This window comes from Njordella aestuarii (assembly GCF_056494165.1).
The window spans coordinates 6171589-6183611 of the sequence record NZ_CM151397.1 but is presented as its reverse complement, the minus strand read 5'-3'; the positions used below and the strand labels follow the sequence as shown (position 1 = coordinate 6183611).

Here is a 12023-nt window from a genome sequence, read left to right as displayed (position 1 = left end):
TGTCGGCAGCGTTATCAATCAAGTGAGCCATCATGCAAAAAGTCAAAATTTTCAAGAGCATCGAGAGTGAATTACATGCCTTAGAAGATGAAATTAACACGTGGATTCAGGAACAGAACGCCAAGCTTATTTCATTAACAGGCAACATTGCCGCTCAGACAGGTGGCAATCATCTCGGGTCGTTCAGTGCTTCGGACGTTTTGATCGTTGTCCTGTATGAAGATAACAAGTAACGGCTAGTCCAGCTTGTAGCTCATGACATGATCCTGCTCTCGCAGGTAAAGATAACCGTCAGCGATCGCTGGATATGCCCACGATTCGCCTTCTTGATAGATTGGCATGAATGATCGTATCTCTTCGTACTTGTCGGGCGTTGCTCGGACAAACGAAATAGTGCCATCTTCAAAACGGAATATGATCATACCATCGGCGTAAGCGACAGCGGCTTCGCCGCGACCCGCGCCGCGAACTGGTCCCCACGCGACTTTGCCCGATTGCATTTCTATGCAGATTGGCAATCCGCTTCCGTTACCGTGTCCGCAATAGATATAGCCATCGACGTACACCATGCCACCATGTTTATTCTGGAACACCTTGCTATCAAGGAAGTACTCTTCGTTCACGCTGACATTTGAGTCCGCTTGACCGCTCAGCCGCAAGAGCGCCGCGCCTGTGTCGTATCCCGTCGAGCTAAACACGAAGTCGCCTTCGACAATGACAGTCGGAATGTTCGCAACTGTGTTAGCCACTTTCGTGTAGTGCCATAGAAGTTTACCATCGGCAGCCCGAACGCCGATCACGCCGCGACCGGTGAGCGTTATGTATTGTCGGACTCCGCCTCCTTCACTAATCATGATCGAGGAGTAGCCGGCGCCTTCGCGTAGGTTTTGGCTAGCTTCAATCACGTTCAACCCAGATTTTTTCAGGTCGCAAGACCATACTTCTTCGCCGCTGACCTTATTCAAGGCAACCATAACATGTGAGTCAGAGCCGGGAGTGCAGAGTACTAAGTCACCATCAACCAAGGGGGACTCGGAATTGCCCCAGCCCGTCATCATTCGGCCCTTCCAGTCGGTGAAAGAACGATTCCAGACAGGCTGACCATCACTAGTTCGAAGGCAGTGGATGCTTCCGTTAGAGCCGACGGTGAAAAGCAGGTTACCAGCAATCGTGGGTGTTGACCGAGCTCCCTCGTAATCATGTTCGGGGATCGATTCCGTAATCGCTTGTCGCCATACGAGCTTGCCGTCGGACGTTTTAATTGCCGAAACGAATTGCCCGTTGGAATCGTTACCGGAGGTGAAAATTCTCCCGTCGGAAACGGCAACACTGGAATATCCGCGACCGACGCCGGTTTCCATCCAAAAAAGTTCGGGGGCGCGAGCAGCGATGTTTTCTAAAATGCCTGTCTGTGCACTTCGGCCGTTTCGGTTCGGACCGCGAAACTGAGACCATTCTTCGGCGATTGCCTGGGATACGAAGGAGCCGCAATTACCCAGTAAAAAAAGGCCAAGAAATGCGCGCCATTTGCCTCCGAACCCAAGTCTGCGAACGTTTTTCGTGCTCGCGTGCTCTTTGTCAAAACTATTTGAAAGCATAAAGTTGCGTTGGCGGGACATGCGGGAGGAACGTTCATAAAACCGACAGAAAGAACGATCCCTTGTCGGTTTCAGTGCTAAACCGTTAGCAGAAATGAAAGAATCTATCTATCATAAACCGCTGATCGGACAACGCGACAAACTCAATTGCTAAATTTTGCCCTGTTTTATCTGATTTGAGAATTAGTCGACGCATTTGTTGGCTAAATAACCCTTATTACGGCGACTGCAAATCGGCTGCCGTCACATTTTGACCTGAAATAAGCGACTAGCTCCCTCGAATGCTATCCACTTGGACACCTACCAGTTGGCAGAACAAAGCAATTGTGCAGCAGCCAACCTACGACGACACTGCGCAATTGATGCAAGTTTTGACGCAACTCCAGCGTCTTCCCCCGTTGGTCACCAGTTGGGAAGTGGATCATCTGCACAAAGAACTTGAGTGTGCTCAACGTGGAGAGGCTTGGCTGCTGCAAGGTGGAGACTGCGCTGAGACCTTTGAGGATTGTCAAGCGGAGCCGATTGCGAGCAAGTTGAAGGTCCTTTTGCAAATGTCACTCGCCATCGTTTTTGGTGGACGGAAGCGGATCATCCGCGTCGGACGTATGGCAGGCCAATATGCCAAACCGCGCTCCAGTGACATCGAAGAACGCGAAGGCGTGACTTTGCCAACTTATCGTGGCGATATTGTAAATGAACACGTATTCTCGCCGCTAAATCGACGCGCCGATCCGATGAGGCTGCTGCGCGGCTATGAACGCTCCGCACTAACGATGAATTTTATACGAGGGTTGAGCGAAGGCGGGTTTGCAGATCTGCATCACCCCGAGAATTGGAATCTGGCCTTTGTGACCAAGGCAACGGCCGATGTCGCCAAACGCTACAACGAACTTGTCGAATCGATCGGAAGCTCCTTGCATTTCATGGAGAATATCGCTGGGGCAAACCCCAAGGAATTCTCGAGAGTCGACTTCTTTGTCTCGCACGAAGCGCTTCACTTAGCTTACGAATCGGCCTTAACACGAAGTAGTGTTCGAGGTACAGGATACTATAACCTCTCAACCCATCTGCCTTGGATCGGCGAGCGCACTCGGGCAATCGATGGTGCGCACGTTGAGTACGCACGGGGTATTCGGAATCCCTTGGGGATCAAGATTGGCCCATCGGTATCTCCGGAGCAACTCTTGGATTTAATTGGTGTCCTTAATCCCGACAATACGGCGGGCCGGATAACGTTGATTCATCGCATGGGCGCTGGGAAAATTGCCTCTGCTTTGCCAGCCCTGATCGATGCGGTGAATCGGGAAGGCCTGAAAGTGCTATGGGTATGCGACCCCATGCATGGCAATACTGTTTCGACAGCACATGGCCGGAAGACTCGCCGATTTGAAGATATCTGCGAAGAGCTGCGGCTCGCGTTCGAAGTCCATGCTAATTGCAAATCGCACATGGGCGGTGCTCACCTCGAGCTCACGGGCGAGAATGTGACTGAATGCACCGGTGGTTCTGGCGGATTGACGGAACACGATCTCGGAGTTGCCTATCAGACTCAAGTCGATCCACGTCTGAACTACGAGCAAGCCTTGGAGATTGCCTTCGAAATTGCGGAACATTTAAGAAAAGCATCCAAGCCAGGAGTTTAGTACTCCGGCTGCGTGCTCGATACGATTTCCCAAGTGGATTTGCGTTAGTACCCAATTCTTTACCGCTGCTCTTTAACACTGGGCAGTCATTCTCACCGGGCAGTATCACTATCACTCGGCTGTCGTTTTGGTCGGTTCCCACTTTCCGAATGCGCGGTCGTGGTAGATACGTAAGCCGTTTAGTCCGTGGTATAGGCCGCCACATTCAAGTGGTTGATCCTGAGTCGCCTCAAGCAGCTTGCATAAGCGATAGGCTGCCCGCTGCATCCAAGGCGATCGAAGTTCATCGGCTGGCAGCGCGTAGGCGGCCAATTCGAGCTGATGACCCGTGGCAGAGATCATGATTGATAAGTCTGCGGAAGTGCCTGGACGATCAAAATAGTTTGAGGAAAAACTACCATCGCCATTTTGGTAAGCTTTGATTAACTGCAAATGTTTTTGAAGTGTGTTGTTGGCCGCAGAGTAAGCCGGTTCGCTGTCCAACGAATTTTTTTGGCCATATTCGACCGCTTTTGCAAGGCTCATCAAGCGATGTGTGCCACCACATGCGCTCGAGGTAATATCTTGATCTGCTTCATATTGAATTATGTCTGCAAGTTCAACCACCACGCCATCGGCTGCATTCCACTTTTGCATCTCGGGTCGATAATGCAGCGTGGCAATCAATGTCCAAGAGAATTCGTCCAGTGGATTGTTGGGGGTGTCGAATTGGGATTGGTCTATCCAATCCGCAAGCGTGTGATCTTCTCCGGCTACTACGACTTTCTGAGTTAGCGGAACATCCAGTTGAGCGAGGATGGCGAGCCATTGATCCACGTGCCCTTGGCTGATATATCCGTTTGCTTCGACTCGTGACCGAACTCCGGTTCGGCTGTCGGATAGAGAGGTGCCTGGGAAAAGCTCCCAACCGGCAAGTTCCCCGCCAGCAAGCAAGTAGTCAAGCGCAGATAATTTGCGATCGCCAACCTGCAGCGGTAAGTCGCGCCCGTAAGGCAATAGGCCATGGAAAACCTGCCATGCAGCGTTCCGTTCAGCAGAAAGCAATCGAGCGTCGAGATTGTATTGAAGCGTCTGGGCGACTAGCGACTGCAGTTCGTTCGGGTCGATGTCGGTCAGCTTTTGACTGGCTCTGTTGGTCGTTGTCGTCAAATTCGATACTGCAGCGGTCGTGTCTGCTTGCGAACTGGGATCAGAAGGTGCGCAGCCCGGGCTGATAAGCGATAGGCACGTGATCGCCATTAAAAATCTGGCAGAGGTGGCGACATGCGTTGTCATCAGTTTCGATTCCTGGAAGCAAAAAGAATGGTTCAGGTCATCACCATAAGTAAACTAAGTCGACTTACAAGCTTCGTTCTCGGGAATTGTGGCTATCGCGTGTGATGCCGCAAAGTTGTTCCAACCGAAGTTAGTTGAGCAACGTATTCTTTGAGATTCCGCGTCAAGGCAACCTAGGACGGCCGGACAAAAGAGCAGGTACGCCTGTCATTTTGTACGGTACGAGGATTGCTTTCGACGCCGATTGCTTCTATCGCGGTGCACAGCATCGAAGTATCTTGCCGTAAGCGAGAATACTCGCGATTCGCGATGCGGCAAGTTGGTTTAGTGCACAGTTGAGTTTGATTTTGTGAACTGTGTTTTTTTGTTTTCATAACTCGAGGTAATCGATTCATGGGATTTTTTGATCCACTGTATTTGATCATGGTGGCCCCGGTACTGCTGCTCGCTTTTGCGGCTCAGTGGATGGTCAAATCGAGTTTTGAATCAGCCTCGCGCGTTGGCGCCAGATTTACCGGTGCCCAGGCTGCGCGTCGGATCTTGGACGCTCATAATATGCATGACGTCCGCATCGAAGCCGTGAACGGCCATTTGTCCGATCACTATGATCCGCGCAGCAAGACGGTTCGGTTGAGCCCGCAGGTGTACGGCACGAATTCGATGGCTGCCGTTGGGATTGCGGCTCACGAAGTTGGTCATGCGTTGCAAGATGCCAAGAATTATGCGCCGTTGGTAATTCGCAATATGGCCGTGCCGATTGCTGGTTTTGGCGGCAACATTGGCACGATGGTCTTGATGGTTGGAATGGTGATGCTAATTAGCCAAGTTCCTGGCGGTCAGTACGCTATGTTGGCTGGAATTGTGCTTTTCGGCACTACCGTCGCCTTTCAGCTCATCAATCTCCCGGTCGAATTTAATGCTAGCTCTCGAGCTAAAACTGAACTGGTCCAGTTAGGAATCGTCGGTGGGCCTGATCTGCCGGTCGTGAGCAAGGTGCTTACGGCAGCCGCGATGACCTACGTAGCCGCGACGTTGCAAGCAATTGTGACATTACTCTACTACGTAATTCGTTACTCGCAGTACAGCCGTCGCGATTAGGTCGAGCGACCGCAATCGCGGGCTTGGCGCTCTTTTCGTGGGCTGTGAAGGTTAATTTGGCTTTGGTTGGGGGCGACGATTGTACAGCACAATCGAACTCCGTCGAAACTTTGAACAGTACAGCGGGTTTCTAAGCCAAAGCTTAGCTATTTGTTGCATTTTATGCCGAACAGCAGCCTGGAAGTGGCATTGGGTCGACAGGTAGCTATACTTTGGTGAACACCTGCCAAGCCCGAGTTTGCAGATTGATTGAGAATATTGCTGCGTTTTAAACGCTTTCTCTGGCACACGCGAACTTGGTCTTAAGAGCTTTTTTGAACGTTACTGAGTTCGGATTATCATCGACGTTCGGCATGCAGACCTTTGCCTCAAGGGAGCGTGTCATGCTCGGTCGCGAAGGCTGCCTTGCAAACTGAAGCTTTTTCCTGCCTTAACAATTTTAATCCAAGTCACGTTTTGGAGTCTTTATTAATGTTGCGTCACTTTCAGCGTGCTCGGTCGGGTGGGACCTTGCTTGTTGTAATGCTAATGGTCGTTGTTTCAGCTTTTGCAATTGGAGGCTGGATTTACTGGCGTCAAACGGCAGGGTATTCATCCAACGAAGACAAGCCCATCGTGCAAGCGGTGTCACAGGGACCGTTTGACCATATTGTCCTGGAGCAGGGCGAGGTTGAAAGCAGCAGTAACAACGAGGTTAAGTGCGCAGTAGAGGCTCGAGGCAGCACTGGAACGCCAATTCTCTGGGTTATTGATGAAGGGGCGTACGTCAAGAAGGGTGACAAGCTGTGTGAGCTAGATGCCAGTGCACTTGAAAATGAACTAAAAGCACAGCGAATCATACTTAGTGCAGCTGAAGCAAAAGTGATCAGCAGTGACGCTGCCGTACGACAGGCCGCGATCTCACGCCAGGAATACCTTGAAGGTACCTATCAAACCGATCGTCAACTGATTCTTAGCGAAATCGCAATTGCCGAGCAGGAAAAGCGCAAAGCTGAGTTGTCTTTGGCGAGTGCAGAACGTCTTGCTGCAAAAGGAAGTTTGCGTCCGCTTCAGATTCAAGCTGAGCAGTTTTCGGTACAGAACTCAAAGAACGTTTTGGATTCGGCCCAGAAACGCCTGAAGGTCCTGGACGACCTGACGAAGGAGAAAATGCTTGTTCAGCTAGACAGCACGATTGAAACAGCAAGAGCTCAACTGGAGTCGGACCGCAGCGTTTTGCTTGAAGAAAAGCAAAAACTGGAAGAGCTTCAACTTCAAATAACGAATTGCACCATGATTGCTCCTGCGGAAGGTCAAGTTGTGCACGCGAACCAAAAAGATCGACGAGGCGGTTCGGAGTTTGTTGTCGAGGCAGGTGCCATGGTACGTGAGCAGCAAACTTTGTTTCTGTTGCCTGATCCGACCAAGATGCAAGTCCGTGCGAAGATCAACGAATCACGCATTACCTTGATTCGCGAAGGCATGGCTGTCAAAGTCAAAGTTGGCCCCAGCGAATTGCTAGGTAAGGTCAGCAAGGTCAACAAGTATGCTGAAGCTGGAGGGTGGATGTCGACCTCCGTCAAAGAGTATGCGACGCTCATCGAGATTTTCGATCCGCCACCTACAATCAGGACGGGCATGACGGCTGAGGTGCAAATATTTGTTGAGCAGATCTCAGATGCCTTACAAATTCCGGTGCATGGGGTATACGAAACTAAGGGACACCACTTAGTTCTTCAGCAAGTAAAGGATGGCAAGTATGAAACCAAGGAAGTCGAAATCGGGGCTACCAATGATCGCCACGTGACGATTAACAAAGGTCTGGAGTTGGGTGATATGGTCGTACTCAACCCGCGACAGCATCAAAACCTAATGGTCATTCCTGAATTTGAAGAAATATCAGATCGTGATCGCTTGCAGGAAATCGGAAAGAACGTTTCGTCGACGCCAACGGTGATTGAGCCTGCTGGCGGGCCTGGAGGACCGGGCGGAGCGGCCGGTGGTGGTCGGCCATCGCCTGCCATGATCGTGAATAGAATTCTCGAAGCATCTGATACCGATTCCGATGGCAAAGTGTCAGTTGCAGAGGCGGCTTCGAACGATCGATTGAGCTCGGGTTTTGCCGATCAAGACACGAATGGCGACGGCTTCCTTGATCGAGCTGAGCTGACTAGCGGAATGCAAAAGGCGATGCAACAGTTTGGCGCTGGCGGTGGACCACCACGTTAGTGTTTCATTTCCAAGGCGTACACCGCGTTTGCGTTAAACGACAGTAATTGAGGAATCCCATGTCTGCTGCAGCCACTGCCCGTGACAAAACTACCAACGAAAAGGCCTCTCCGGCGACGCCAGGTCCTGCGTATGCGTGCCGCATCCGTGACTTAGAGAAAACCTATGTTCTCAAAGGCGAGACAGTTCGGGCGCTTCGTGGCGTAAGCTTTGATGTCAATGTCGGCGACTATGTGGCAATTATGGGCCCGTCAGGCTCTGGCAAAAGTACGCTTCTCAATCTCTTGGGATGTTTGGACCAGCCTACAGCAGGAAATCTGTTTCTAGGTGATGATGATGTTGCAACAATGTCAGATGACGAACTTGCCACTGTCCGCTCTGAGCGGATCGGCTTTGTTTTTCAGTCCTACAACTTAATCCAACAGTTGACTGTCGTTGAGAACATTCAAGTGCCGCTGTTTTATCAAGGGAAATTGGGCGCGAAGGAAATGAAGCGTTGCGAAGACCTTGCAAAGATGGTCGGACTTGGTGGTCGGCTTTCTCATCGCCCTGCCCAGTTGAGTGGCGGACAACAGCAACGTGTTGCTATTGCTCGATCCTTGGTAAACGACCCGTACTTTATCCTTGCCGACGAAGCGACTGGAAACTTGGATTCGCGAACAACCGAAGAGATCCTGCAGTTGTTCCACCGCCTGAACGAAGAAGGGCGCACAATTATTTTGGTCACGCACGAAGATGAAGTAAGTAAGCGTGCCAAGCGCATCGTTCGGTTGAAAGACGGATTGCTTCAATATGACATCAACAATACTGAAGAATCTCGGATTGCGGCCGCTAAGCACGCAGTAGAAAACCTGCCTGCCGAAATTTAGTCGGTTGGATGGTGATCCACGTCGGTATGATTTTTAAAACTTCGAGCTAATTGGTTTGTTATGATTTGGTTACGTACGCTTAGTCTTGGCATCAAGAGCCTTTGGTTGCATCCCATGCGGTCACTTTTGACCGTACTCGGGATCTTCATTGGCGTAGCGAGCGTGATTTGGTTGTTGGCGATTAGCAAAGGAATCGGTGACGAAGCGAAACGTCAGATTGAAGCGCTGGGGGCAGATACGATCATGGTCAGGTCGGTCAAGCCACCGTCCGAGAAGCTAGCGCCCGAAGGTTTGACACCCTACGGTTTGACACGCGACGAGTACGACATGCTCGTCTCCACAATCCCGACAATCAAATCCGCACTTCCCATACGTGAGATGCGTCGGCAGTTTCAGTATGCCAACAACTTGGTAGACGGACGCTTGGTCGGCTGCACGCCTGAATACGCTGAAGCTAACCGCCTCAAAATCGCGCGTGGCCATTTCATCACAGACGCCGAAGATTTTCGACGTGACACCTCGTGTGTTCTGGCAGCCAAGGTTGCCGAAAAATTATTTCCGCTCGAGGACCCGTTGGGTAAGCGGATTTATCTGCCTGAGAGCACCGACTACTATCTGGTCGTCGGCATACTAGAACCACGAAGCGCATCGGCCGCAATTGGCGGTTCCATGTCGTCGCAGGACTACTCCTCCGACATTTATATTCCGATCCGTACGCTTCAGCAACGGATTGGAGATACGATCATCTCGCGTCGCTCAGGCTCAATTGATGGTGAGATTGTTGAGCTAAATCAGATTACGTTACGTGTCGCTGATGTCAGCGATGTAAAGCGGACAGCGGTGCTGGTAGAGAATGCCCTCGCTTCGCACAGCCGAATGGAAGATATTCAAGTTGTCGTGCCGCTGGAGCTGCTGGAGCAGGCACGTACTACTCAAGCGATGTTTATGGTGTTCATGGGGATGATCGCCGCCATTTCGCTTTTGGTGGGCGGTATTGGCATTATGAATATTATGCTTGCCACGGTGACCGAGCGGACGCGAGAGATTGGGATTCGGCGAGCCTTGGGAGCAAAACGTGCCGACATTATCCGGCAGTTTTTGATCGAGACCAGCGTGTTGAGCGTTGTCGGGGGCACGTGTGGCATCTTGTTCGGTCTGCTATGTGGACCTGCTGTGAATCTTGCTCGTTATCTGGTTACGACCTGGGCACCTCAAACGATGGCGGCACTGCCCGACGTTGTGCGTACCGTCCAACCAACGATCGTGCCTGAATCGATTCCGGTTGCGTTCTATATATCGCTGGTCGTCGGAATCCTATTCGGGATCTATCCGGCAAAGCGAGCTGCGCAGATGAATCCCATCGAAGCACTGCGTCACGAGTAGATTGCGAGTCTCGACGCGTATTCGTCTGAGAATAAGCTCATTTCTCTCTAGCAAGACCCTGAACTTACAGAGTCTTTGCCGCTACAATACTCAGAGTTTTGCTCCGCTAAACTACGCAACACGCGGTTTAAACGCGGTCCGCGGGGCAGATTAGCAGTTATCAATTCGCTCAAAAGTTTGGTTGATGGCGAAGGTTCTTGATTGGAAAAAGTCTGAGGATGTGCGGGACTTTGTGCATCTAAGCGTTCAAGCGTTGGCTGAAGGGCATCTGATAGCCTTGCCGACTTGCACTTGCTATTACGCCGTTGCCAGCGCAATTGATGAAAACGCAGTCGCTCGTCTGAACAGTCTGCTAAAGCGCAATGCTGCCTCGCCGACGCTCAAGGATTCCGTGACGCCGCCAGCATCACTAGTGGTGCGCGGGCCTCGCGAAATATGTGACTACAGTCCTTCATGCTGTTCCACTGCAATGCGGCTAGCGGCGCGGGTTTGGCCTGGTCCACTGCAGCTGTTGTTGCCCGGAGACCACCCTGACTCGCTGGCAGTACGGCTTTCCGAAGGGGTTCGGGAGCTAGTATGTACAAAAACTGGTTTGCTGTCGTTGTGTATGCCTGCTCATTCAGCAATCAATGAAATAAGTCGGCTTTCTGCTGGTCCCTTGCTCGCTTTGCCACTTTTCACTCGCGATGGATCTCTCGCAATCACTGCGGAGATGGTTGATTCGGACGCGGTGGCTATGGTGATTGACGGGGGGGCGACGAAGTATCAAGGCCAGTCGACAGTCCTCAATATACAGGACAACCAATGCCAAATCGTCCGCAGTGGAGTTTCATCCATGGTTGAGCTACAGAGTGTCAGTCGTTTGGTTGTGCTTCTGGTTTGTACTGGAAATACTTGCCGCTCTCCGATGGCCGAGAAGCTTTTGGAGTACAAAATTGGTCAAAAAATGCGTGAACTTTCGAGCGTTCTCAGCAGTAAAGAACTGAAATCCACAGGAAATTTTATCCCAATCGTTGCGTTGTCCGCCGGAATCGCTTCTGGCGGCGGGCCAGCATCGCCCCAAGCGATCGCTGCCATGTCGGAACGACGACTTGATTTGTCATCGCATCAAAGTTGTGCGGTAACGCAAAAAGAAATAGAGTCAGCAGACATAATTTTGGCGATGACGCGAAGCCACCTTCAGGCGATAATATCGCGTTGGCCAGAAATGGTCGGCAAAACCCACTTAATTAGTGGGAGTGACGAAGATTTAAGTGATCCTTTTGGAGGTCCTGTCCAACTGTATCGCGATTGTGCAGAGAAGTTGGACGTGTACCTGGATAAATGGATAGACCGATTGATGTCTTCTCCGTTGCCCAGCTGGATTGAGAGTTAAGAGGAAGTTAATGCGTGTTGCGTTAGGTAGCGACCACCGTGGCTATCAAGTAAAGAACAAGCTAGTGACGTTGCTTCAAGGCGACGGTCACGAGGCTATTGACTTCGGCACTCAAAGCGATCAGGCCGTTGACTACCCTGATTTTGCGCTTGAGGTTGCTCAAGAAGTAGCCATGGGCCGTGCGGAACGAGGAATTCTGATTTGCGGTAACGGAATCGGGATGGCAATCGTTGCCAACAAGCTGCAGGGGGTTCGCGCTGCCTCGTGCTGTGACGAGGTTATGGCGGAAATGTGCCGTCGCCACAACGACGTCAACATACTGTGCCTGCCTGGCGATTTGATTGGCGACCGTCCAGTCGTCGACTTGGTGCGAATCTGGCTTGCAACCGAATTCGAGGGTGGTCGGCACAAGCGGCGAATCGACAAAATCGGCTCGATCGAAGAGCAGATTCTGAACAGCGCGACTCACAAGTCAACTGACAGTTGATCGGTTGTAGCTTCTGAAGTCCTGCGGGCTACGTGATATACTGCGATATTCGAATGTCGTACGTCGCGTATTCTTGCAGGAGTTGCA

The 12023-nt window shown here is 51.3% G+C and carries 10 protein-coding genes; 8 read left to right on the top strand and 2 right to left on the bottom strand.

Features of this window, described 5'->3' with window-relative positions; translation table 11 throughout:
* The first annotated feature begins 32 nt into the window (after positions 1-32).
* Positions 33-233 carry a hypothetical protein gene (locus tag SH451x_RS24150; protein WP_479359845.1) on the top strand — a complete coding sequence of 67 codons (201 nt, stop codon included), beginning with the start codon at positions 33-35 and terminating at the stop codon, positions 231-233.
* A 3-nt stretch (positions 234-236) separates the two neighbouring features.
* Here SH451x_RS24150 and SH451x_RS24145 read toward each other — a convergent pair whose 3' ends face one another.
* Complete coding sequence (locus SH451x_RS24145) at positions 237-1619, bottom strand: outer membrane protein assembly factor BamB family protein (protein ID WP_479359844.1); 1383 nt, start codon at positions 1617-1619, stop codon at positions 237-239.
* Between the two features lie 260 nt (positions 1620-1879).
* Here SH451x_RS24145 and SH451x_RS24140 point away from each other — a divergent pair, with 260 nt between their 5' ends.
* Positions 1880-3241, top strand: a complete 1362-nt coding sequence (locus SH451x_RS24140; protein ID WP_479359843.1) for a class II 3-deoxy-7-phosphoheptulonate synthase — start codon at positions 1880-1882, stop codon at positions 3239-3241.
* A 111-nt stretch (positions 3242-3352) separates the two neighbouring features.
* On the opposite strand, the gene SH451x_RS24135 is transcribed toward SH451x_RS24140, so the two are convergent.
* A complete protein-coding gene (locus SH451x_RS24135; protein WP_479359842.1) occupies positions 3353-4516 on the bottom strand; it encodes a hypothetical protein in 1164 nt (387 codons plus the stop codon).
* A gap of 393 nt (positions 4517-4909) precedes the next feature.
* On the opposite strand from SH451x_RS24135, the gene SH451x_RS24130 reads away from it, so the two are divergent.
* The 6 genes from SH451x_RS24130 (at position 4910) to rpiB (ending at position 11936) form a co-directional block, all read left to right on the top strand.
* Positions 4910-5614: a zinc metallopeptidase gene (locus tag SH451x_RS24130; RefSeq protein ID WP_479359841.1), complete on the top strand. Its 705-nt coding sequence runs from the start codon at positions 4910-4912 to the stop codon at positions 5612-5614.
* A gap of 471 nt (positions 5615-6085) precedes the next feature.
* Complete coding sequence (locus SH451x_RS24125) at positions 6086-7822, top strand: permuted SH3 domain-containing protein (protein ID WP_479359840.1); 1737 nt, start codon at positions 6086-6088, stop codon at positions 7820-7822.
* A 59-nt stretch (positions 7823-7881) separates the two neighbouring features.
* Complete coding sequence (locus SH451x_RS24120; RefSeq protein WP_479359839.1) at positions 7882-8691, top strand: ABC transporter ATP-binding protein; 810 nt, start codon at positions 7882-7884, stop codon at positions 8689-8691.
* A gap of 60 nt (positions 8692-8751) precedes the next feature.
* Positions 8752-10074, top strand: coding sequence for an ABC transporter permease (locus SH451x_RS24115; RefSeq protein ID WP_479359838.1), 1323 nt, complete (start codon positions 8752-8754; stop codon positions 10072-10074).
* Between the two features lie 184 nt (positions 10075-10258).
* Positions 10259-11449 (top strand): arsenate reductase/protein-tyrosine-phosphatase family protein, encoded by a 1191-nt coding sequence (locus SH451x_RS24110; RefSeq protein WP_479359837.1) that lies wholly within the window; start codon positions 10259-10261, stop codon positions 11447-11449.
* Between the two features lie 10 nt (positions 11450-11459).
* A complete protein-coding gene (rpiB, locus tag SH451x_RS24105; RefSeq protein WP_479359836.1) occupies positions 11460-11936 on the top strand; it encodes a ribose 5-phosphate isomerase B in 477 nt (158 codons plus the stop codon).
* Positions 11937-12023 lie beyond the last annotated feature (87 nt).